17 protein-coding genes and 2 riboswitches are annotated in these 22,738 nt (G+C 72.4%); of the genes, 6 read left to right on the top strand and 11 right to left on the bottom strand.

Translation table 11 applies throughout. The features are described from left to right. Positions 1 to 19: 19 nt before the first annotated feature. The 7 genes from ACZ4Z4_RS37050 to ACZ4Z4_RS37020 form a co-directional block, all read right to left on the bottom strand. The gene (locus tag ACZ4Z4_RS37050) at positions 20 to 1,117 is read right to left on the bottom strand and encodes an ABC transporter ATP-binding protein (protein WP_468337848.1); all 1,098 of its coding nucleotides are present in this window, start codon (positions 1,115 to 1,117) and stop codon (positions 20 to 22) included. Further along, positions 1,114 to 2,115: an ABC transporter permease gene (locus ACZ4Z4_RS37045; RefSeq protein ID WP_468337845.1), complete on the bottom strand. Its 1,002-nt coding sequence runs from the start codon at positions 2,113 to 2,115 to the stop codon at positions 1,114 to 1,116. The genes ACZ4Z4_RS37050 and ACZ4Z4_RS37045 overlap by 4 nt, the downstream gene beginning before the upstream one ends. A 132-nt stretch (positions 2,116 to 2,247) precedes the next feature. Beyond that, positions 2,248 to 4,002 (bottom strand): ABC transporter substrate-binding protein, encoded by a 1,755-nt coding sequence (locus ACZ4Z4_RS37040; protein ID WP_468337842.1) that lies wholly within the window; start codon positions 4,000 to 4,002, stop codon positions 2,248 to 2,250. 102 nt (positions 4,003 to 4,104) lie between these two features. After that, a complete protein-coding gene (locus tag ACZ4Z4_RS37035; RefSeq protein WP_468337839.1) occupies positions 4,105 to 5,109 on the bottom strand; it encodes an ABC transporter permease in 1,005 nt (334 codons plus the stop codon). Positions 5,110 to 5,428: 319 nt separating this feature from the next. Continuing rightward, positions 5,429 to 6,196, bottom strand: a complete 768-nt coding sequence (locus tag ACZ4Z4_RS37030) for an enhanced serine sensitivity protein SseB C-terminal domain-containing protein (RefSeq protein WP_468337836.1) — start codon at positions 6,194 to 6,196, stop codon at positions 5,429 to 5,431. A gap of 78 nt (positions 6,197 to 6,274) precedes the next feature. Continuing rightward, positions 6,275 to 7,057, bottom strand: a complete 783-nt coding sequence (locus ACZ4Z4_RS37025) for an enhanced serine sensitivity protein SseB (RefSeq protein ID WP_468337833.1) — start codon at positions 7,055 to 7,057, stop codon at positions 6,275 to 6,277. A 59-nt stretch (positions 7,058 to 7,116) separates the two neighbouring features. Further along, positions 7,117 to 7,794 carry an AAA family ATPase gene (locus tag ACZ4Z4_RS37020; RefSeq protein WP_468338031.1) on the bottom strand — a complete coding sequence of 226 codons (678 nt, stop codon included), beginning with the start codon at positions 7,792 to 7,794 and terminating at the stop codon, positions 7,117 to 7,119. Between the two features lie 161 nt (positions 7,795 to 7,955). Then, positions 7,956 to 8,060: riboswitch (glycine riboswitch) on the top strand. After that, a riboswitch (glycine riboswitch) is annotated at positions 8,061 to 8,175 on the top strand. It abuts the riboswitch before it with no gap. Between the two features lie 35 nt (positions 8,176 to 8,210). On the opposite strand from ACZ4Z4_RS37020, the gene gcvT reads away from it, so the two are divergent. The 4 genes from gcvT to ACZ4Z4_RS37000 all read left to right on the top strand — a co-directional run bounded on the left by gcvT (position 8,211) and on the right by ACZ4Z4_RS37000 (position 12,586). Further along, positions 8,211 to 9,335, top strand: a complete 1,125-nt coding sequence (gene gcvT / locus ACZ4Z4_RS37015) for a glycine cleavage system aminomethyltransferase GcvT (protein WP_468337830.1) — start codon at positions 8,211 to 8,213, stop codon at positions 9,333 to 9,335. Positions 9,336 to 9,393: 58 nt separating this feature from the next. Next, positions 9,394 to 9,771: a glycine cleavage system protein GcvH gene (gene gcvH, locus ACZ4Z4_RS37010; RefSeq protein WP_468337828.1), complete on the top strand. Its 378-nt coding sequence runs from the start codon at positions 9,394 to 9,396 to the stop codon at positions 9,769 to 9,771. Between the two features lie 23 nt (positions 9,772 to 9,794). After that, positions 9,795 to 11,054 (top strand): serine hydroxymethyltransferase, encoded by a 1,260-nt coding sequence (gene glyA, locus ACZ4Z4_RS37005; protein WP_468337826.1) that lies wholly within the window; start codon positions 9,795 to 9,797, stop codon positions 11,052 to 11,054. Between the two features lie 161 nt (positions 11,055 to 11,215). Beyond that, the gene (locus ACZ4Z4_RS37000) at positions 11,216 to 12,586 is read left to right on the top strand and encodes an L-serine ammonia-lyase (RefSeq protein ID WP_468337823.1); all 1,371 of its coding nucleotides are present in this window, start codon (positions 11,216 to 11,218) and stop codon (positions 12,584 to 12,586) included. A 21-nt stretch (positions 12,587 to 12,607) separates the two neighbouring features. On the opposite strand, the gene ACZ4Z4_RS36995 is transcribed toward ACZ4Z4_RS37000, so the two are convergent. Further along, positions 12,608 to 14,158 carry an alpha/beta hydrolase gene (locus tag ACZ4Z4_RS36995; protein WP_468337820.1) on the bottom strand — a complete coding sequence of 517 codons (1,551 nt, stop codon included), beginning with the start codon at positions 14,156 to 14,158 and terminating at the stop codon, positions 12,608 to 12,610. Positions 14,159 to 14,457: 299 nt separating this feature from the next. On the opposite strand from ACZ4Z4_RS36995, the gene ACZ4Z4_RS36990 reads away from it, so the two are divergent. Continuing rightward, a complete protein-coding gene (locus ACZ4Z4_RS36990) occupies positions 14,458 to 16,749 on the top strand; it encodes a hypothetical protein (protein WP_468337817.1) in 2,292 nt (763 codons plus the stop codon). On the opposite strand, the gene ACZ4Z4_RS36985 is transcribed toward ACZ4Z4_RS36990, so the two are convergent. After that, positions 16,731 to 19,619: a helix-turn-helix transcriptional regulator gene (locus ACZ4Z4_RS36985; protein WP_468337814.1), complete on the bottom strand. Its 2,889-nt coding sequence runs from the start codon at positions 19,617 to 19,619 to the stop codon at positions 16,731 to 16,733. The genes ACZ4Z4_RS36990 and ACZ4Z4_RS36985 overlap by 19 nt on opposite strands. A gap of 196 nt (positions 19,620 to 19,815) precedes the next feature. Between ACZ4Z4_RS36985 and ACZ4Z4_RS36980 the strand changes: the two genes are divergently transcribed. After that, a complete protein-coding gene (locus ACZ4Z4_RS36980) occupies positions 19,816 to 20,037 on the top strand; it encodes an EF-hand domain-containing protein (protein WP_468337812.1) in 222 nt (73 codons plus the stop codon). Positions 20,038 to 20,106: 69 nt separating this feature from the next. On the opposite strand, the gene ACZ4Z4_RS36975 is transcribed toward ACZ4Z4_RS36980, so the two are convergent. Beyond that, entirely contained in the window at positions 20,107 to 20,901 is a 795-nt protein-coding gene (locus ACZ4Z4_RS36975; protein ID WP_468338028.1) for an ABC transporter ATP-binding protein, read from the bottom strand. Positions 20,902 to 20,903: 2 nt separating this feature from the next. Beyond that, complete coding sequence (gene leuA / locus ACZ4Z4_RS36970; protein ID WP_468338024.1) at positions 20,904 to 22,607, bottom strand: 2-isopropylmalate synthase; 1,704 nt, start codon at positions 22,605 to 22,607, stop codon at positions 20,904 to 20,906. Positions 22,608 to 22,738 lie beyond the last annotated feature (131 nt).

The raw sequence follows: 22,738 nt of genomic DNA, 5'->3' as shown, positions 1-22,738 counted from the left end.
TGGCCCTTCACGTCGTCTTTCACAGCTTCGGCGCAATCTCTTCGGTCCAGATCCTGGTGCGCTCGTCCTGCGACATGTGGCAGGCGGAGTAGTGCCCGGCGGCCACCTCGCGCAGTTCGGGGCGCTCGCGGCGGGTGATCTGGTCCTTGGGGACGTCCGCGTAGGGGCAGCGCGGGTTGAAGGCGCAGCCGCTCGGCAGGTTGATCAGGCTGGGCGGGGAGCCCTTGACCGGGATGAGCCGGTCGGTCTGCTCGCGGTCGATGCGGGGCATCGAGCCCAGCAGGCCCCAGGTGTAGGGGTGCTGGGGTTCGTAGAAGACCTTCTCCGCGGTGCCGCGCTCGACGCACCGGCCGCCGTACATGACCAGGAGCTCGTCCGCCATCTCGGCGACCACGCCCAGGTCGTGCGTGATCATGATGACGGCGGAGCCGAACTCCTTCTGGAGGTCCCGGATGAGGTCGAGGATCTGCGCCTGGACGGTCACGTCGAGGGCGGTCGTCGGCTCGTCGGCGATGAGCAGCTCGGGGTTGTTGACCAGCGCCATCGCGATCATCGCGCGCTGGCGCATGCCGCCCGAGAACTCGTGCGGGTAGGAGTCGACGCGCTTGTCCGGCTGCGGGATGCCGACCCGGTCGAGCATCTCGATCGCCCGCTTGCGGGCGGTCTTCTTGTCGACGTCGTTGTGGACCCGGTACGCCTCGGTGATCTGCTTGCCGATGGAGTAGTACGGGTGCAGCGCGGAGAGCGGGTCCTGGAAGATCATCGCCATCTCGCGGCCGCGCAGCTTGCGCACCTCGTCCGGGTCGGCGCCGAGCAACTCCTTGCCGTCCAGCCAGATCTCGCCGGAGATCTGCGCCCGGCGGGCACCGTACTGGCCGGCGGTGTGCAGGCCGAGGATGCCCAGCGAGGTGACCGACTTGCCGGAGCCGGACTCGCCCACGATGCCGAGGGTCTTGCCCTTCTCCAGCTGGAAGCTGAGCCCGTCGACGGACCTGACCAGGCCGTCGTCGGTCGGGAAGTGCACCTTGAGGTCGCGCACCTCGAGGAAGGCGGAGGGAGCGGGCGAGCCGGTGACGGGTTCGCCCACCGCGGCTCCGCTCTTGGACAGTTCGGTCATCCCAGCCTCACTCGCGGGTCGATGACGGCGTACAGAAGGTCGACGACGAGGTTGGCCACGGCGATCGCGAGCGCCGCGCACAGGGTGACGCCCAGGATGACGGGCAGGTCCTTGCTGCTGATGGCCTTGACCGCTTCGAGGCCGAGCCCCGGCAGGTTGAACGTGGACTCGGTGAGCACCGCGCCGCCCATCAGGACGCCGAGGTCGAGTCCGAAGACGGTGAGGATCGGGGTCATCGCGGAGCGCAGCGCGTGCTTGCGGATGACGGTGGGTTCACCGAGGCCCTTGGCGCGGGCGGTGCGGATGTAGTCCTCGCCGAGCACTTCGAGCATGGTGGCGCGGGTGAGGCGGGCGTACATCGCGGCGTTGAGGAAGGCCAGCACGATCCACGGCAGGATCATCGTCTGGAGCCAGACGTCGATCGAGTCGTCGGTGCTGAGGCTGTCCGCGATCTTCACCCAGCCCAGTTCGTGGACGAAGATGCCCATCGCGATCATGCCGGTGAAGAAGACGGGGAGCGAGACACCGCCGAGGGCGGTGGTCATGGCGGCGCGGTCCCAGATGCTGCCCCGGCGCAGCGCGGAGATGACGCCGGTGATGACGCCGCCGGCCAGCCAGAGCACGCAGGCGCCCGCGGCGAGCGCGCCGGTGACGGGCAGCGCGTCCTTGAGGGTCTCCCACACCGGCGCCTCGGTGCGGAAGGAGTAGCCGAAGCAGGGGGCCGGGCAGTGCGTGACATCACTGCCGTTGACGTAGTCGCGGCCCATCGGGATGCCCTTGATGAAGTCCCAGAACTGGACCAGCAGGGGATCGTCGAGGCCCAGTTTGACGCGGATGCCTTCGAGCTGCTCGGCACCCGACGCCTTGCCGGCGAAGAGGACGGCGATGTCCTGTCCCGCCCACTTGGGCAGCATGAAGAAGATGGTGAAGGTCGCGAGCAGTACGACCAGCACCATGATGATGACGGCGATCAGGCGCCGGATGAGATAAGCAAGCACTGTGCGCGGCCCGGCGGTGGCCGGGACCCCCTTGTGAGGGGTCCCGGCCGCCGCCCGGGGCCATCACCTGCCCTTCGGACTGGCGGGATTCGGCGGCGGTGGGACGGTCAACTGCGGTTCGTGCGGCGCCTGTTACTTGACGACGCCGAGCGAGACGTAGTCGTACCGGCCGTTGTAGGCGTCGGACATGTAGGCGTTGGTCAGCCGCGATCCGCGCCAGGTGATGTTCTTCTCGTAGAGGAAGGGCATCCAGTCGGCCTGGTCGAGGATCCGCTTGTCGAGCTGCTTGTAGATCTCACCGGCCTTGGCCGGGTCGGTCTCCGCGATCGCCTTGTCGAAGAGCGCGTCGATCTTCTTGTCCTTGATCTGCGACTCGTTGTAGTTGCCGTTCTCGATCAGGAAGCGGCTGTCGAACAGCGGCTGCGCGTAGCCCTGGCCGGACGGGAAGTCCGGGCCCCAGCCGCTCATCTGCATGCTGTAGCCGCGCTTCTTCACGACGGAGGGCGAGCCGGTGATGCTGGCGGAGTCGGCGCCGTCCAGGGACTCGACGCTGACGTCGATGCCGACCTTCTTCAGCTGGGCCTGGAGCGCCTCGGCGGCGTCGACCTCACCCGGGTTGTTGTTGCGGGCGGTGAGCTTGGCCTTGAAGCCGTTCGGCTTGCCGCACTTCTTCAGCTCTTCCTTGGCCTTGGCCGCGTCCGGCTTGCCCTTGCGCGCCAGGACGCCGTACGGGTCGTAGTCGCTGTGGCCGGGGATCGCCTTGGGGAAGGTGCTGTTGGCGATGTCACCGGCCGCGACCTTGCCGCCGCGGGTCTGCTGGAGGCTGGCGAAGTCCGTGCCGTAGAAGACGGCCTTGCGGCAGTGGACGTTGTCGAAGGGCTTCGCCGTGTGGATCAGCGCGACGTAGCGCACGAAGGACGTGTGCATGTTGTCGACGTTGTCGCGGTGGTCCGAGACGGCGGTGACGCGGCCGGACTGGGTCATGCCCGTGCCGTTGAGGTCGACGTCGTAGTCGCCCGCCATCAGCTTCTTGTCGTTCTCCTCCAGGTTGGCGGAGATCGTCACGTCGATCTTGTCGGGCAGCGCGGCGCGGATCGGGTCCGAGGACTTCTTCCAGGCCGTGTTGCGCACCAGCACGATCTTCTTGCCGGACTTGTACGACTCGAACTTGTACGGGCCCGAGGAGAACGGACGCGCCGTGTACTTCGCCTTGGTGTCCTTGGACTCCTTCACCGGCGAACCGCTCGGCATGGCGAGGAACTGCTCGAAGTCACCGTTGCGCTTGGGCAGTTTGAAGATGATGGTCTGGTCGTCGGGCGTCTCGATCGCCTTCAGGCCGCCCTTGTCCTTGTAGGGGCCCTTGTACTTCTTGTCGGGGTCGAGCGCCTGCCGGATGTATCCCGGGCCACCGGTGATGGTGTCCGTCGCCCAGGAGCGCTCGATGCCGTACTTGACGTCCTTGGAGGTCAGCTTGGAGCCGTCCTCCCACGTGACGCCGTCACGCAGCTTGTACGTGTAGGTCTTGCCGTCGTCCGAGATCTTCGCGGTGGAGGTGGCGAGGTCCGGGACCAGCTTCGTGCCCGCCTTGCCCGGCTTGGTGTCGTAGGACACCAGCTGCCGGGTGTAGAAGCGCATGAAGTCCCACGACATGCCGTAGTAGGCGCGCTGGGGGTCGGCCGAGTCGAGGTCCTGCTTGCCGACCATCTTCAGCGTCCCCCCCTTCTTCTTGGACGGGTTGGCGACCTTGTCGAGCGCGGCGTTGTAGCCGGCCCCCTTCGAGTCGCCGTCGCCACCGTCACCGCCGCCGCACGCCGTGGTGGTCACCAGCGCCGCGACGACGAGGGCCGCACCGCTGGTGAGCCGTCGTTTCGAGGAAACTGTGGGCATTTTCTCGTAACCTCCGAGATTCGCGGTCCTTGGCCATGAGCTGCCGGAGAACCATGGTTAGAGCCACCTGACATGCGGCAGGGGCAAGCCGGTTGGGCGCTTCTAGCGCGTCCCCTTCGGGTCGAGCGCGTCCCGCAGCCCGTCGCCGAAGAGGTTGAAGGCCAGCACGGTGATGAAGATCGTGACGCCCGGGAAGACCATGAACATCGGGTCGTGCTCGTACGTCTCGAGCGCGTCCCGCAGCATGCCGCCCCAGGAGGCCGTCGGCGGCTTCACACCGGCGCCGAGGAAGCTCAGGGCCGCCTCCGTGAGGATGTTGGTCGGGATCATCAGCGTCGCGTAGACGGTGATGGGGGCGACCAGGTTGGGCAGCAGCTCGCGGAAGAGGATGTGGCGCTTGCCGCCGCCGAGGCTGCGGGCCGCCTCCACGTACTCGCGCTCCCGGAGCGAGAGCGTCTGGCCGCGCACGATCCGGCCGACGTAGGGCCAGCCGAAGAAGCCGATGACCAGCACGAGGATGCCGACCCGCACCCCGCTGCCGGTGAGCCCGAGCAGGTCGTCCGGCAGGACGGAGACCAGCGAGATGATGAAGAGCAGCTGCGGGAACGAGAGCAGTACGTCCATCACACGGCTGATCAGCGCGTCGACCCAGCCGCCGAAGTAGCCGGCGATGATGCCGAAGAGCGTGCCGAGGGCGACGGCGACCACGGCCGCCAGGAAGGCCACGAGCAGCGAGATGCGTGCCCCGTAGACGATCCGGCTGAAGACGTCGCGGCCCTTGTTGGGCTCGACGCCGAAGAGGAAGTCGCCGCTGACCCCGCCGAACGCGCCCTTGGGGAGGTTGGTCAGCTCGTCGAGCTCCTCCTGGTGGAAGTCGTTGGGCGGATGACCGAGGAGGCTCACGATCAGGGGCGCGAAGATGGCGACCAGCACCAGGAACAGCACCGTGATGCCGCCGGCCAGGGCGACCTTGTCGCGCTTCAGGCGGTTCCAGGCGATCTGCTTGAGGGACCGGCCCTCGACCTTTTTCACCCCTGCATCAACTGCGGGGGCGACGTCCTCGGTCGGGTCCGCGTCCGCAGGTGTGTCATGCAATGGTGCCGTCATCGTGGCAGGGACCCCTCTCAACCGGTGGTGACCGGCCCGCACTTGCCGCTGTAGCGACGTGATCAGTCCGTCGTACACAGGGGGCGAAGGCCCCTGGAGCGGGAGTCTTCATCCACGTCGCGATCTGTTACCAGACTTGACGGGGAAAGGATGCGCAACCGTGATGCTGATCGGGGTGTTCCGTTATCCGGACGCGGGTGAACGAGGGCCGAACACGGGGCAGTTGGGGTGCAAGGTGTCACCGGAGCCCATAGGGCTCCACCGGCACCAGAACGGACATCGCGTCCGTCGTGGCTGCTCGGTGGCCGGTTCGCGCCGCTCAGTACTGCGCGGGGTAGCCGTAACCGCCGGCCTGGGCGGGCGCCGCCTGCGCCTCGCGGTCGTAGAACGGACGGGCGTTGGCGCGCAGCCACATCGCGACCGGGTCGTAGTCGTCGGACATCGCGACGGTCGAGACGGGCAGGCCCTCGGGGACGGCGGGGATGGACTGCTGCATCATCGCCCGGACCGCGTCGACCGACGGCGGCGACGTGTCGTACACATCCAGGCCGATGGCCAGATAGGGCGCCCCGAGCGCGGGCTGCACCCAGGCGCGGCGCAGCGAGCGCACCGCGGGGGTGCGGTGCGCGTTCTGCGTCAACAGGGCGTAGAACTGGGGGATTTCGATGCTCGGCTCGGTGAGCCGGAGCGGGCCCGCGGGCAGCAGGTCGAGGCCGGTGGCGATGCGGCGCAGGTCGAGCCAGGGGACGCCGACGCCGCCGCCGGGCGCGTGCGGGTTGAGCCAGATGCCGTAGTGGTCGGGGTAGAGGGTGCGGGCGATGTCGGTTCCGCGCACCACTTCATAGCTGCGGTTCCAGCCACTGGCGGAGAGCTCCTGGGCGGAGGTCACACAGGGTGCGTAGCCGACCCCCTCGACCTCCATGTTCCCGTACTGGGCGTCGGGGGAGCCGGCCTGGCCGTGCCAGAGCAGCATCCACACCCGGTCGGCGGCGAGGGCGCGCAGCAGTGCCTCGTACGCGTCGTAACGCCCCGGCGTCACCTGGCGCAGCAGCTGCTCCAACTGCCCGGCCGTGCCCGACGCACTCACCCGTAACCGCTCCTTCGTGACGAACTCGGTGGACCCGAGGGCTGGGCCCGTCGGACGGGCCCATGGAATGGAACCAGCTTAAGCGGCGATCCGGTGGTAGAACGGCCGCACCTTCGCACGCAGCCAGTCGCCCACCGGGTCCTGCGCCACGTCGAGCAGCACGAGGTTCACCGGCCACGGGACGGGGGCCTGTCCGAGGGCGCGGCCGAGTGCCTCCATGGGGAGCTCGCGGGCGTCGCCGTCCCAGGTGGAGAGTTCGACGCCGACGAAGAGGACCGGGTCGTCCGTCTCGATCTCGGCCAGGCAGCGGCGCGCGGTGAGCACCACGCCGGCCGCCTCGAACGCGCGGCCCGCGGCGGCGAGGAAGTCGACCGGGTCGTGCTGCCAGTCCGGTTCGTACAGCCGCACCCGGCCGCCGGTGGCGGGCCCGTCCAGCGGGGTGCGGCCGGCCCGGCAGAGCTCGGCGACGGCGGGCGGCGGCAGCGGGACGCCGACGGTGCCGTCCGGGTTGAGCGCGATGCCCAGCTGCGGGGGGAGGCCGCGGGCGAACTCCACGGCGGGCGCCACGGTGCCGCCCATCCGGTCGGCCGCGTCGCCGAGGGCCTGCCGGAACTGCTGTTCGGAGCTGAAGACGGGGACGTACGCCTGGCCGTCGATCTCCAGGGTCGGCAGGTCCAGGGTGCCGCTGTCGGGACCGCCGCCGTTCGGCAGCGGGATCCAGATGTGGCTGCGGCCCAGCACCTCGACGATCCGGCCGCCCGCCGACGCGTCGGCGCCGAGGGAGGCGGCGAGGACCTCCTCCAGTTCGTTGCCCGGCCATCCGCCGTACGGATGGGGATGTGCCTGCGCCGGAAAGTCCATCTGTCCAACCCCTGCTCGCGACCGCTCTGCCTGCGGCTCGAACCCTAGCGTCGGTGCGCTCACCGGTCGAAGGCGATCGTCCGCAGTGCCTGCGCCGCCGCCCGGTCGAGCAGCACCGCGGAGTGGCAGCCGCGCGGCAGGTCGCCGCGCTCGGTGGCGCCGACGAGGCGGCCGACCGTCCTGCGGTGGCGCGTGAACGCGTACCGCGAGACGCCTCTGCCGCGCTCGCGCTGGCCCTGGAGCGCCGTGTCCACCGGGACGTCGAGCAGCAGCAGGTGCAGGGCCGCGCCGCGGCGGGCGGCCTCGCGGGCGAGCCAGCGGCGCACCCACACCTGGGTGCCGCAGTCGTGCACGACGACGCCGGCGCCGGTGCGCAGGGCTCGGCGCAGGCCCGCGTAGTGCGCGAGGCGGACCAGGGGGCGGTAGACCGCGTAGGGCAGCAGGCGCGGCATGCGGCGGGCCCAGCGGTCTCGGGTGTCCTGGGAGTCGATGCGCGGGCCCGTGACGGCCTGCCGCATCAGCGTCGACTTTCCGCCACCGGGCAGTCCGGAGACGACGACGAGGTCACCCTCGCCGAAGGTGAGGCGGCGGGGGCTGTGGCCGGCCCGCTGCCGCAGGTCGCGGACGACGGCCACGGGGAGCGGGCCGCAGCTCTCCGCGGCGGGGGTGGCGGCCTGCTTGGGCAGCGCCACTCCCGTGGTAGTGGCAAAGACACTGGTCCTGGTGCGCACCGTGATCGGCCTCCCCGTAGCGGTCACGTACTGCTTTCCCCAGCAAGTGTAAAGAGAAGGTAATGCGGCACAAGAGCATTCCGGGCGATGCGCTCCGTATCCGGGCACGGCTCCCGGTGGACGGGGTCGCGTGCAATGATGTGCCCGCCAACTCCATACCGGCCGTTTGAATCCGCGCGGGAGAGTCCCCGGAAGGCACGCACGTGTGCCCGGGGCGCCGAAGGAGCAAGTCCCTCCCTTGAATCTCTCAGGCCCCGTACCGCGCGGGCGAGGCACATCTGAAAAGCGGGCCGCCCCCGGTGGCCCCACCCAAGGTGCAAGCCGGGCGTCCCGCATGTCGGGACACGCTCGGCGAACCTCTCAGGTTCCGATGACAGATGGGGAGGATCGACCTCGCCCGTCATGCCCTGGGAGTTCCCTTCATGAGCACTGCCCCCCGTCTGACAGCCCTCGATGCCGTGCATCGTGCGCTCGGCGCGACCATGACCGACTTCGCGGGCTGGGACATGCCGCTGCGGTACGGCAGCGAGCGCGACGAGCACAACGCCGTGCGCACCAAGGCCGGTCTCTTCGACCTCTCCCACATGGGCGAGATCACGGTCACCGGACCGGAGGCCGTGGACTTCCTGAACTTCTCGCTGGTCGGCAACATCGGCTCCGTCGGTGTCGGCCGTGCCCGCTACACGATGATCGTCGCCGAGGACGGCGGGATCCTGGACGACCTGATCGTCTACCGCCTCGGTGAGACCGAGTACCTGGTGGTCGCCAACGCCTCCAACGCCCAGACCGTGCTGGACGAGCTGAGCAATCGCGTCGAGGAGTTCGACGCCGAGGTCCGCGACGACCGCGAGGCGTACGCGCTCCTCGCCGTCCAGGGCCCCGAGTCCCCCGGCATCCTGAAGTCACTCACGGACGCGGACCTGGACGGCCTGAAGTACTACGCGGGCCTGCCGGGCACCGTCGCGGGTGTCTCCGCGCTGATCGCCCGCACGGGCTACACCGGCGAGGACGGCTTCGAGCTCTTCGTCTCCCCCGGTGACGCGGAGAAGCTGTGGAACGCGCTGATGGAGGCGGGCACGCCCGTCGGCATGGTGCCGGCCGGCCTCTCCTGCCGCGACACGCTGCGCCTGGAGGCGGGCATGCCGCTGTACGGGCACGAGCTGACCGCGGGGCTGACGCCGTTCGACGCGGGCCTGGGCCGGGTCGTCAAGTTCGAGAAGACGTCGCAGTCGGAGTCCTTCGTGGGCCGCGCGGCGCTTGCCGCCGCCGCCGAGCGCGCCGAGACCGCCCCGCCGCGCAAGCTCGTCGGCCTGATCGCCGAGGGCCGCCGCGTCCCGCGCGCGGGCTTCTCCGTGGTGGCCGACGGCAAGGTCATCGGCGAGGTCACCTCCGGCGCCCCGTCCCCGACGCTGGGCAGGCCGATCGCGATGGCGTACGTCGACGCCGAGCACGCCGCTCCGGGCACGCAGGGTGTCGGTGTGGACATCCGCGGTACGCACGAGCCCTACGAGGTCGTGGCCCTGCCGTTCTACAAGCGCCAGAAGTGACCCCCCGCACATCGTCCCCGTTCCGCAGCATCCACCCGCGTACAGGAGAATTCGACTCATGAGCAACCCCCAGCAGCTGCGTTACAGCAAGGAGCACGAGTGGCTGTCGGCCACCGAGGACGGCGTGGCGACGGTCGGCATCACCGAGCACGCGGCCAACGCGCTCGGTGACGTCGTCTTCGCCCAGCTCCCCGAGGTCGGTGACACGGTGACCGCGGGCGAGTCCTGCGGCGAGCTGGAGTCGACCAAGTCGGTCAGCGACCTCTACTCCCCGGTCAACGGCGAGGTCGTCGCCGCCAACCAGGACGTCGTCGACGACCCCTCGCTGGTCAACTCCGCCCCGTTCGAGGGCGGTTGGCTGTTCAAGGTGCGCATCACGGACGAGCCGGCCGATCTGCTCTCCGCCGATGAGTACACCGCCTTCACCGCCGGCTGACCCATACCGATAGGGATCGTGTGATGTCGCTTCTGAACACCCCTCTCCACGAGCTGGACCCGGACGTCGCCGCCGCCGTCGACGCCGAGCTCCACCGCCAGCAGTCCACCCTGGAAATGATCGCCTCGGAGAACTTCGCTCCGGTCGCCGTCATGGAGGCCCAGGGCACCGTCCTCACCAACAAGTACGCCGAGGGCTACCCCGGCCGCCGCTACTACGGCGGCTGTGAGCACGTGGACGTCGCCGAGCAGATCGCGATCGACCGGCTCAAGGAGCTGTTCGGCGCCGAGTACGCCAACGTCCAGCCGCACTCCGGCGCCTCCGCGAACCAGGCCGCCCTCTTCGCGATCGCCCAGCCCGGCGACACGATCCTCGGCCTCGACCTGGCGCACGGCGGCCACCTCACCCACGGCATGCGCCTGAACTTCTCCGGCAAGCAGTTCAACGTGGTCCCCTACCACGTCGACGAGGCCGGTCTGATCGACATGGCCGAGGTCGAGCGCCTGGCCAAGGAGAACAACCCGAAGGTGATCATCGCGGGCTGGTCGGCCTACCCGCGCCACCTGGACTTCGCCGAGTTCCGCCGGATCGCCGACGAGGTCGGCGCGAAGCTGTGGGTCGACATGGCGCACTTCGCCGGGCTCGTCGCCGCGGGTCTGCACCCGAACCCGGTGCCGTACGCGGACGTGGTGACCTCCACCACACACAAGACGCTCGGCGGCCCGCGCGGCGGCATCATCCTGGCCCGCAGCAAGGACTTCGCGAAAAAGCTGAACTCCGCGGTCTTTCCCGGCTTCCAGGGCGGCCCGCTGGAGCACGTGATCGCGGCCAAGGCCGTCTCCTTCAAGGTCGCCGCCTCGGAGGAGTTCAAGGAGCGCCAGCAGCGCACGCTGGACGGCGCCCGCATCCTCGCCGAGCGCCTGGTCCAGGACGACGCGAAGGGCGTCGGCGTCGACGTCCTGTCCGGTGGCACGGACGTGCACCTGGTCCTCGTCGACCTGCGCGACAGCGAGCTGGACGGCCAGCAGGCCGAGGACCGCCTCCACGAGGTCGGCATCACGGTCAACCGCAACGCCGTCCCGAACGACCCGCGCCCCCCGATGGTCACCTCGGGTCTGCGGATCGGCACCCCGGCGCTCGCCACGCGCGGCTTCCAGGAGGAGGACTTCCGCGAGGTCGCCGACATCATCGCCGAGGCCCTCAAGCCGGGCTTCGACGCGGACGCCCTCAAGGCCCGGGTGACCGCTCTGGCCGACAAGCACCCGCTGTACCCCAACCTGTAGCATTTTCGTACGCTTTCCTTCGTACGAAACGACGGGGCACCGCGCACACTGGAAGTGAACACAGTGAGTGCGGTGCCCCGGCTCATGCCCCGGCTCACGCCCCGCTCTCTGCACCACCCCGGCAGACAACGGCGTCCACCAACCACCTTTTGGAGTTCTCCGTGGCCATCTCGGTCTTCGACCTGTTCTCGATCGGCATCGGCCCGTCCAGCTCCCACACGGTCGGTCCGATGCGCGCGGCCCGCATGTTCGCGAGCCGCCTCAAGAACGAGGGCCTGATGGCCCACACCGCCGCGATACGGGCGGAGCTGTACGGCTCGCTCGGCGCCACCGGCCACGGCCACGGCACCCCCAAGGCCGTCCTGCTCGGCCTGGAGGGCGAGTCGCCCCGCACGGTGGACGTGGAGAGCGCCGACGACCGCGTGGAGAAGATCAAGAGCGGCGGCCGCCTCAACCTGCTCGGCATGCACGAGATCGACTTCGACTTCGACGAGGACCTGATCCTGCACCGCCGCAAGGCGCTGCCGTACCACGCCAATGGCATGACGGTCTTCGCGTACGACCGCGAGGGCGCCCTCGTCCTGGAGAAGACGTACTACTCGGTGGGCGGCGGCTTCGTCGTCGACGAGGACGCGGTGGCGGGCGAGAACCCGATCGTGCCGGACGACACCGTGCTCAAGTACCCCTTCCGCACCGGTGACGAGCTGCTCCGTCTCGCCGAGGAGACCGGCCTGTCCATCTCCGCGATGATGCTGGAGAACGAGAAGGCCTGGCGCACGGAGGAGGAGATCCGTGCGGGGCTCCTCGACATCTGGCGGGTCATGCAGTCCTGCGTCTCCCGCGGCATGTCCCGCGAGGGCATCCTGCCGGGCGGCCTCAAGGTGCGCCGCCGGGCCGCGAACTCGGCACGTCAGCTGCGCGCGGAGGGCGACCCGCAGGCCCGCGCCATGGAGTGGATCACGCTCTACGCGATGGCGGTGAACGAGGAGAACGCGGCGGGCGGCCGCGTGGTCACCGCCCCCACCAACGGCGCCGCGGGCATCATCCCGGCCGTCCTGCACTACTACATGAACTTCGTGCCCGGCGCCGACGAGGACGGCGTGGTCCGCTTCCTGCTGGCGGCCGGCGCGATCGGCATGCTCTTCAAGGAGAACGCGTCGATCTCCGGCGCCGAGGTCGGCTGCCAGGGCGAGGTCGGCTCCGCCTGCTCGATGGCGGCGGGCGCGCTCGCCGAGGTCATGGGCGGCTCCCCCTCCAAGGTCGAGAACGCCGCCGAGATCGGCATGGAGCACAACCTCGGCCTGACCTGCGACCCGGTCGGCGGCCTCGTCCAGATCCCCTGCATCGAGCGCAACGGCATGGCGGCCGTGAAGGCCGTCACGGCCGCGAAGATGGCGATGCGCGGCGACGGCTCCCACAAGGTCTCCCTCGACAAGGTCATCAAGACCATGAAGGAGACGGGCGCCGACATGAGCGTGAAGTACAAGGAGACGGCGCGGGGCGGGCTCGCGGTCAACATCATCGAGTGCTGAGGCGTCGCGCGGTCGGCCCGCTCAGCAGGTGGTGCCCGCGCGGACCGGTTCGAGGTCGATGAGGTATGCGTCGACTGCGTCAGTGACGCAGGAGTCACCGCGGCCGTACGCGGTGTGGCCGAGACCCTCGTACGTCAGGAGCATGCCGCCGGGGAACTGCCCGGCGAGGCTCTCGGCCTCCTCGTACGGGGTGGCGGGGTCGCCCGTCGTGCCGACCACCAGGACCGGCGGCACGCCGTCGGCCTCGACGCGGTGGGGGCGCTGGGTGCCCGCGGGCCAGTCCTTGCAGGTGAGTTCGTCGACGACGCTCGACGTGCCGTACACACCCGCGGCCTTCTCCGCGGCGTCGAGGGCGCTCCAGTAGGGGCCGGGCGTGTGGGGGTGGGGCACGTCCAGGCAGCTGACGGCGATGATGGCGTCGTCGTCGTTCTCCGGGCCCCGCGCGCGACGGCTCCCGCCGGCCGGCTCCTCGGCCTCGGCCAGTTCGGCGAGTCCGGTCGCGTCCCCCTCCTCCGCCGCGCTCAGCGCCTCGGACAGGTCCTCCCAGTCGTCCTCCGGGGTGTACATCGCGGCCGTGACCACGTCGAGCAGTGTCCTGGCGTCCACGTCGTACGCGTCCTCGCCGGTGACCGGCAACGGCTCGCGCGCCGCCCGTTCGTACAGCCCGTCGATCAGCTCCGCCGTCTCCTGCGGTGTCGAGCCGGGGCAGCTGTCGCCCACGATGTCGGCGCAGTACTCGGCGTAGTCGTCGACAGCGCCGCGGAACCCTTTCCCCTGGCCGATCGCGCGCTGCCGCCAGTCCAGTGCCGGGTCGACGGCGCCGTCCAGCGCGAGGGCGCGCACGCGCCCGGGGAACTGTTCGGCGTACGACGTGCCGAGGCTCGTGCCGTACGACCAGCCGAGGTAGGTCAGCTTCCGGTCGCCCAGGGCGGCCCGCAGGACGTCCAGGTCGCGGGCCGCGTCCTCGGTGCCGATGTGGGGCAGGATGGCGCGGCTGCCCCGCACGCACGCGGCGGCCTGCTCGTCGGCGCCCGCGAGGGCGCGGGCCCGGTCGGCACCGCCGCGCGGAGCGAGCGGTTCGGGGCGCTCGTCCGCCGCCTCGTCCGTCGCCGCGCACTTCACCGCGGGCTTGCTGCCCCCGACCCCCCTCGGGTCGAAGGAGACGATGTCGAAGCGGGCCCGCACCTCCGCGCTGAAGGAGTCGCTGCCGTCCGCCTCCATGTCGCTCACGCCCGAGGCGCCCGGACCGCCGGGGTTGTAGACGAGCGAGCCGATGCGCCGGTCCGGCTCGGCCGTCGCCGCCCTGGCCACCGGCAGGACGAACGTCCTGCCGTTCTCCGGGTGCGCGTAGTCCATGGGGACGGTGAGCCGCGCGCAGCTGAGCTCACCGCACGCCTTCCACTTCAGCTCCTGCCCGTAGAACCGCGCGAGCTCGGCCCGGCCGCTCCCCGGCTTGTCGCCGCCCGCACCGTCCGCCCCGCCCGTCGCCGTACACCCGGCGAGCGAGAGCGCGGCAAGGGCCGCGAGGGCGAGGCGGACGGGTCGGCGTCGGTGCTGGCAGGCGCGGTGCAACGGGATTCTCCCCAGATCGGCTCCCCCCAGCTTGCCCGGTCGGCGCGGCGGCTCACGCACGGGGTGCGCGCGGGATTCCCGCGGGAGTCGATCGGGGTTGGCTCGGGGTTCGCGCGGTGGATTGCGTAGCGGATTGCGTAGTTCTACGGATGCCGGGGCCCGGGGTGTTTTGACAGGCTCGGTCACGATGTACACGCATCCATGAAGCACCGGCCCCGAGCCGCCGCACCGCTGCCGCCACACCGCTTCCGCCCTCCCGCCGACCGCACCCTCGACCGCACCCCGACCTAGGAACACACATGGGCCCGCTGGACGCGACCAGGAACCGCTCCGTCTCCCGGGAAGCCCCGGCGCCCGCCCGGCCCCGCCGCGACATCCTGGCCGACATCCGCCGGCTCGGCACCGAGCCGTACGGCGGGGCGCGGAACGCCCGCGCCGAGGCGCTCGCCACCGAGGCGGAAGCCACCGGCGACCGGCCGCTGCTCGTGGCGGCGCTCTCCCTCCTCGTCCACTCCTACAGCTTCGGCGGCGCGTGCGACAGGACGTCCGCGCCCTTCACGCGGCTGCTGCGCATGTACGACGAGGGCCCGGCGGACTTCGGCGACGACGACGTCCGCGGGTTGCACTGGATGTTCAGGTGGGTGGTGGCCGACGCGCGGCGGCGGCCCGACGTGCCGCTCGCCGAGGTCGAGGAGTGGCTGGACCGGATGCGGCTCCGCTACCGCGCCGCCGGGTACTCCGAACGGGCCGTGCACGGCGCCGAGTTCCGGCTCGCCCGGCAGCTGGGCGACACCGGGCGCGCCTCCCGCGCGTACGCCGCGTGGACCGCGGCCGCCCGCGACGCCATGGCCGACTGCCTCGCCTGCGAGTACGCGACGGAGGGCATCCGGCAGCTGGACCGCGGCGACGACCGCGCGGCCCTGGAGGGCTGGGAGCCCGTCCTGGACGGCGCGCACGGCTGCCACCGCGAGCCGCACGAGACCCTCGCCCGTTCGCTGCTTCCCCTGGTGCGCGTCGGCCGCACGGACCAGGCACGCGCCCATCATCTGCGCGGCTATCGGATGGTGCGCTCCGACGACATGTCCGGCCCCGCCGTCGGCCTGCACCTGGAGTTCTGCGCTCTTACCGGCAACGAACCGCACGGCCTGCGCATCCTCGCCGAGCAGAGCCGGCGCTGGGCGGCGACCGGCGACCCGTCGGCCCACGTGGAGTGGCTGGTGGGCGCGGCCCTGCTGCTGGGCCGCCTGGTGGAGCTCGGCCGGGGCGACCGGCCGGTGCCGGGGCCGCCCGACGGCGCGTGGACCGCGGCGTCCCTCCTCGGCCACGCCCGGGACACGGCCCTGGACCTCGCAGGCCGCTTCGACCGGCGCAACGGCACCACGGCGGTCTCCGAGCGCGTCCGCGCCCGCCTGGCGGCCCGCCCCCTGCGCGACACCCCGCTGCCGCTGGGACCGCGGCCGAAGGACCCCGAGGGCACTCCCCCGCCCGCGGGTTCTGAGAGCGCTCTTGCCGGGCTCCCGCACGCCGGGCGCCTGGCCGCGCGCGACCGGGCCCGCCTCTGTCTCACGCTCGCGCGGAACCTGCCGCACGCCGACGACGGGGCCGGCGCAGGAGCCGGGCCCGGCGCCCGGACGGAACGGCTCCTGATCGACGCCGCGCACTACGCCGACCTGGCCGGGGAGAGCGCGCACATCGGTGCGCAGGCCCGGCTGCGGCTCGGCGGGCTCTACTGCGAGGCGGGCCGCCACGAGGAGGCGGTGGCCGTCCTGGAGGCGGTGCTGCCCGACCTCGGCGACGGGTACGCCCCGCACGACCGCACGCAGGCCCGCACCTGGCTCGCCCGCAGCTATCTCCTCACCGGCGCACACCGCCTGGCGGCCGAGCAGTTCACCCTCGCCGCCGACGCCGCACGGGACGGCTGCGACGGGCACCACGAGGCGTCCCTGGCCCAGCGGGCAGCACAGGCGTGGGGCTGGGCCGGACTGCACGCGGAGGCCGTCCTGGCCTACCTGCGGGCCGAGGAGGTGTGGCGCTCCCTCGGTGAGCACGGGGCCCTGGTGCGCGCGGTACGGGCCCGCGCCTGGGAGACGCTGGCCGCGCAGGGTCCCGCGGCCGCCGAGGACGTCATGGCCGAGGCCCTGGACGCCAACCGGCGTCGCGCGGAGGAGGCGGACCAGGACCCGGAGCGCACCGAGCTGCGCGTCGAACTGGGCCGCACGCACGCGCAGTTGGGCCGCCTGGTCCTTGAGCACGCCGACGGCCCGCCGGTCGAAGGGCGGGGCACCCCGGAGCGGTACGCCGCCGACGTACGCGTCTTCGAGACGGCCCTCGGCCACGCGGAACGGGCGGTCGAGGCGCTGCGCGCCTGCGGCGGGCCCGGCCTGGCCGATCTGCACCTCACCGAACTCCTGGCGGCGCGCCTGGAGTTCGTGCTCGGCAGGCGCGGTGCGGCGGCGGACCGGGCACGGCGCGTGGGCGCCGCCGTACGCGAACGCCCCGACCCCGACGGCACGCTGGCGTCCCTCGCCGAGGAGTGCGACCTGCTGGCCGGAGCGGGCGGCGGCCCGGGTCCCTACCCGCGCGAGAGCTGAGCCCGGCCGCCGGAGCCGCGTGCCACCAGGGAGGCCAGGGCCGCGCGCGATGCCACACCCGTCTTGCGGTAGATGCGGCCGACGTGGCTCTCGACCGTGCGCGTGCTCAGGCAGAGCCTCGCGGCGACCGCCTGGTTGGTGAGGCCCTCGGCGACCAGTGCGGAGATCTCCCGCTCACGCGGCGTCAGGGCCGCGAAGGGTCCGGCGGGGGCGGGATGCGGCGCAGGGTGGGGCGCGGGGGCCACGGGTGGCCGGGGCGCCTTCGGTGGCTGGGTGGCCTTCAGCGCCCGGTGGGTGTCCGGCACGCCGGAGGGCCGCACGCAGACGGGCCGCCGGCCGGGAGAGCCGTCCCCGTCGAGGAGCAGAAGCGCGCCGCCCTCCTCCGCGAGGCGCCGCCCGCGGCGGGCCATCGCGGCGGCCCGGGAGCCTTCGCCCGCCGCCGCCACGAAGGGCGCGCCGAGCAGCAGGCTCCGCGCCTCGGCCAGCGCCGCCCCGGCCCGCGCGCTCTCCCGCGCCGCCTCGGTGAACGCCCGCGCCGCCGCCTCCTGTTCGCCGCGCCGGGCCGCGACGAGGCCGGCGCTCCGCAGCGCGGCGCCCCGCTGGACGGGCAGGTCGAGGCGGTCCGCCTCCTGGAGCGCGCGTGCCGCCCACCGCTCCGCGTCGGCGACGTCCCCCGTGTCCAGCGCCGAGGTGACGAGGAGTTCGAGGAAGGCGGGCCGGATGGAGGGCTGTACGCGGGGCAGGTCGCGGCCGCCGCCCGCGTCGAGGAGGACGTCCCGCACGCGGTACGGGTCGCCCGCGCCGAGCGCCGCGTACGCGAGCAGGCACCGGGACACCGTCGCCGACCAGCCGTCCACCGTGCCCACCGTGGCGGCCGCCTCCTCGGCCGCGGCGAGGGCCTCCGGGTCGCCCGCCGGGCGCGTCTGCGCGAGGATCATGGCGCGCAGGGCCCGGCCGAAGCCGAGGAGTTCGGCGCCGCCGAGCGCCCGCGCGACCGCCACGGACTCGTCGGCCCGCTCCAGCGCCTCGGTCACCCGGCCCGCCGCGCAGCGGACGTACGCGCCGCAGAGCAGCAGCTGCGACAGCGTGAAGGGCAGTCCGGTGCGCCGGGCGATGTCGACGCCGCGTTCCGCGTGGCGCAGCGCGGCGGCGCTGTCGTCGAGGAACGCCTCGCTCCAGGCGAGACGCACCAGCGACTCGCAGCGCCCGGCGAGGTCGGCGTCGGTGGTCACGTCGGTGAGCGCGGCGGCCTCGGCGGCGTGGCGGCGGGCCGCCGCGGTGTTCCCCTCGTACACCTCTCCGAGCGCGGCCACCGTCAGGGCCTCCAGCGCGCCGAGTTCGTCGCCGCGCGCCCGCGCGTCGGCGAGGGTCCTCGTGAGCTCGTCGCGCACTTCGGGGTAGCGGGTGGCGAACAGGGCGTTGTTGCCCCACTCGACGACGAGGCCGGTGCGCCGGTCCGGCGGGGGTCCCGGGCGCCGGTCGAGTTCGCGCCGGAGGAGCGCGCCCGCCGCCGCGTACCGCCCCAGGTGGCGCTCCATGAAGGCGCACTGCACGACGGCGGCCGTACGCAGCGGGTCGCCGCCCGAAGGGTCCGGGCCGCACATGCCGACGAGGCGGTGCAGCAGGTCCCTGCTCTCCCGCACCGCGCCGGTCATGCCGAGCGCGGTCGCGCGCCGGAGCGTCAACTCGCGCCGCGCGTCGAGGTGTTCGGCGTCGTCGGGCAGGACGCGCAGGACGGCGCCGAGGAGCCGGGCGCAGACCGCGGGGGCGGTGGCGGCCACCTGCCCGGCGGCCTCCGTCAGGACCGCGGCCGCCCGGGGGTCCCAGCCGGTCAGGGACTGTTCGATGTGGTGGGCGCGGTCGGCGAGGGGCGCGCGGGAGCGGGTGAGCTCGGCGGCGGCCGCGCGGTGCAGCTCGTGGCGCCGCCAGGGGTCGACGGCCTCGCGCATCCGGGCCCGCAGGAGCGGGTGGCGGAACACCAGGCGGCAGCCGTCGGGGTGCGGTCTGAGCAGGTCGCGTCGTAACAACTGGCCCAGGGCGGCCACGAGTTCGGGGCGGGCTGTGCCGGTGACGGCGCCGATGAGGTCGGTGGTCGCGTGGTCGCCGAGCACCGCGACGGCCTCGGCGGTGGCACGTTCCGGCGGGGTGAGCGCGGCCAGTTCGTCGAGCGGCAGCGGAGTGGGGCGCCCTTGGAGGAGTGCGAGGAGGTACAGGGGGTTGCCTGCGCTCGCCGCGTGCATCTCCTCGGCCCGCTCGCGCGGCAGCTCCGCGGTGGCGAACGCGTCGGTCACCTCCCGCCTGCCGAGCGGGCCGAGCGCGATCCGCAGCACGGCACCGGTGTCGAGGCCCCGGGTGAGCGCGGCGCCGAGCGCCGCGGGCGACTGCCGCTCGCGCCGGGCGACGGCGAGCAGGAAGGGGGCGCGGACGGGGTGGCGTACGAGATGGTCGAGGAGTTCGAGGGACGCCTCGTCCGCCCAGTGCATCTCGTCGAGGACGACGACGAGTCCGGGGCCGGTCAGTCCGCCGAGGGCCTCGGCGGTGGCCCGGCAGAGGCCGAAGAGGTCCCCGCCGTCCGCGTCCAGGGGTCCGTCGCCCCGCACGGCCGCGGGCAGCCCCGCCAGCGAGGGGAGCGCCCGCCGGGCCCGCGGGTCCAGCTCGGCGAAGGCATCGGTGAACGGCCGCAGGGGGCGTGTCCGCGCCCGCTCCGACGCCCGCCCCCGCAGCACGGTCACGCCCCGGGCGCGGGCCCGCGCCGCGAACTCGATGAGCAGCCTGCTCTTGCCGATCCCGGGCTCCCCGACCACGTCGACGACCGCGCCACCCGCACCCAGAAGCGCTTCGAGGCGGCCCAGGTCAGGGGCCCTGCCCACGAACTTCTCCACCACGTCCCCCTCACGGGGACACGCGGCCCCCTCGGTGACGTTCTACCTCACCCGTCCCACGCCGGACGCGGGCCCGGATCTCAGTTCGTGAACAAGAAGCGAGCGAAGATCTCATTTCGGGAACGAAGGCGCCCGGCCGTTACTCTGACCCCCGTCAGTAGTGCACCAAGAAGGGGTGGATCCGGTGGCGGACATCGAGGAAGCACGCAAGACGTTCGAGCAGTTCGACGCGGACGGCGACGGCTTCATAACGGCGGCCGAGTGGAAGAGCGCCATGGCCAGGATGGGCGACTTCTACGTGACCGAGACGGTGGCCGAGGCCGTGATCGGCACGAAGGACACCAACGCGGACAAGCGCCTGTCGTTCGACGAGTTCTGGGCGAGCCTGAACAAGCAGGCCCAGTAGAACAAGCAGGCCCAGTACGGGCAGTGGAGGGGCCCGGCGCATCAGGTGCGCCGGGCCCCTCCCGCGTCCTCAGCGCCGGGTGCGCACGCTCCACCGGCCGTCGGTGCGCTCCAGCCGCACCGGGTGGTCGAAGCACTTGCCGACCCGGTCGCTCGTGAGTACGTCGCCGACGGTGCCGGAGGCGAGCGTGCGTCCGTCGCGCAGGAGCAGGGCGTGCGTCGTCCCGGCGGGCAGCTCCTCCAGGTGGTGCGTGACCAGCACGGTGGCCAGCTCCGGGTGCGCCTCGCGCAGGGTGTCCAGGCTGTCGAGGAGACGTTCGCGCCCGGCGAGGTCGAGGCCGGTGGCCGGCTCGTCGAGCAGGACGAGGCAGGGCCTCGGCATCAGGGAGCGGGCGATCAGCGTGCGGCCGCGCTCGCCCTGGGACAGCGTGGGCCAGCGCGCGTCGGCACGGTGGGCGAGGCCCAGCAGGCCGATCAGGTGGTCGGCCCGCTCCTCCTGCTCCGGTGTGGGGCGCCGGCGCGGTACCGGCTCGATGCTGTTGGTGAGCCCGGTCAGGACGACGTCGCGCACCGGCAGCGGTGAGCGCAGCGGATGGCGCGGGTTCACATGTCCGACGTACGCCCGCAGCTCGCGCAGGTCGACGGTGCCGAGGCGGCGGCCGAGCACCTCGACCGTGCCGTGCGTGGGGTGGGTGACGGCGCCGCAGAGGCCGAGCAGGGTCGACTTGCCCGCGCCGTTCGCGCCGAGCAGCGCCCAGTGCTCGCCGGGGCGGACGGTGAGACTGACCTCGTCGAGGATGGGCCGGCCCGCGCGGACCACGGTGACGCCGTCCGCGCGCAGGACGGGCGGGGCGGGGTCCGGCAGGGTCACCGCGCCGCCCCCGCCCGGTTCACGGCGGCGAGCACGGCCTGCACGGAGGCGGTCAGGACCGACGTGTCCAGGCCCGCGCCCCAGCACTCGGCGTCCCCGACCCGGCACCGCACGTACGCGACGGCCTCGCTGCCGCCGCCCTCCGTGACGGCGTGTTCGGCGTAGTCGAGGATGCCGACGGTGATCCCCGCGGCGGCCAGCGCGTCGACGAAGGCGGAGAGCGGACCGTTGCCCGCGCCCTCGAAGTCACCGGCCCGCTCCCCCACCTGGAGCGTGCAGATGAAGCGGTGCGCGCCGTCCGGTGCCCGGTCGGTGGTCCACGAGCTCAGCGCCACCTCTCCGTCGAGCCCCGGCGCGACATACGTGGCGCGGAACAGCTCGTACAGCTCCTTCGCGGTCGCCTCCTGCCCGCTGTCGTCGGTGGCCTCCTGGACGACGCGCGAGAAGTCGGGCCGCAGGCCCTGTGGCAGGTCCAGGCCGTACCTGTCACGCAGCAGATACGCCATGCCGCCCTTCCCCGACTGGGAGTTGACGCGGATGACGGCTTCGTAGGTGCGGCCGATGTCGGCGGGGTCGATGGGCAGGTACGGGACGTCCCACGGCGCCTCACGCTCCGGGACGCCCAACTCGGCGGCGCGCCGGGCGTGTTCGGCGAACCCCTTGCTGATGGCGTCCTGGTGGGTGCCGGAGAACGCGGTGTGCACGAGGTCGCCCGCGTAGGGGTGGCGGGGGTGCACGGGCAGCCGGTTGCAGTGCTCGACGACTTCGCGGACGGCGTCGATGTCGGAGAAGTCGACCATGGGGTCGACGCCCTGGGCGTACAGGTTCAGGGCGAGGGTGACCAAGTCGACGTTGCCGGTCCGCTCCCCGTTGCCGAAGAGGCAGCCCTCGACGCGCTGGGCCCCGGCGAGGACGGCGAGCTCGGCGCAGGCGACGCCGGTGCCGCGGTCGTTGTGCGGGTGGACGGAGAGGATGACGGAGTCCCGGCGCGCCAGGTGCCGGTGCATGTACTCGATCTGGTCGGCGTACACGTTCGGGGTCGCGATCTCCACGGTCGCCGGCAGGTTGTGCGTGACGGGCCGGTCGGGGCTCGCGTCCCACAGCTCGGTGAGGCCGTCGCAGACTTCGAGCACGAAGTCGGGCTCAGTGAGGTTGAAGGTCTCCGGCGCGAACTGGAAGCGGATGTCGGCGTGCGGCCGCGCGTCGGCGAGCCGCGCCATGTGCGCCGCGGCCTCCCGCACGACGCCGTACACCTCGTCGCGCGACCGCCCGAGGACGACGTCGCGCCAGACGGGCGAGGTGGGGATGTAGAGATGGACGACGGCGCGCGGCAGCCCCTCGATCGACTCGAAGGTGCGGTCGATCAGCTCGGGCCTCGCGGGTGTGAACACGACGACGGTCACGTCGTCGGGCAGCCCGCCGCGGGCGGCACGCCCGGCCAGGTACCGCACGAACTCGAAGTCCGTCCGGCTGGCCGACGGATAGCCGACCTCGATCTCCTTGAACCCCATCGACACCAGCAGGTCGAAGAAGCGCCGTTTGCGGTCGGTGTCCATGGGCTCGGCGAGCGCCTGGTTCCCGTCCCGCAGGTCGACGGGCACCCACAGGGGCGCCCGCTCGATCCGGGCACTCGGCCAGCTCCGCTCCGCGGCGGGGACGTCGACGCGCCGCTGGTGGGGCCGGTAGCGGTGGTGCGGCATGGGACCGGGCCGCTGCGGATTCCAGTCGTACGTGGGGTCCGTGCCATACGTGGCAGTGGTCACGGGGTCTGCTCCTGAACTCGGTCGTGGGAAGACCGGCAGCACGGCACCCCGCGGCGGGGTGCCGGTCG

Source organism: Streptomyces sp. NPDC030245, assembly GCF_055572995.1.
Note: the sequence above shows the minus strand (reverse complement) of the source record. Positions and strands in the feature narration are given on the sequence as shown.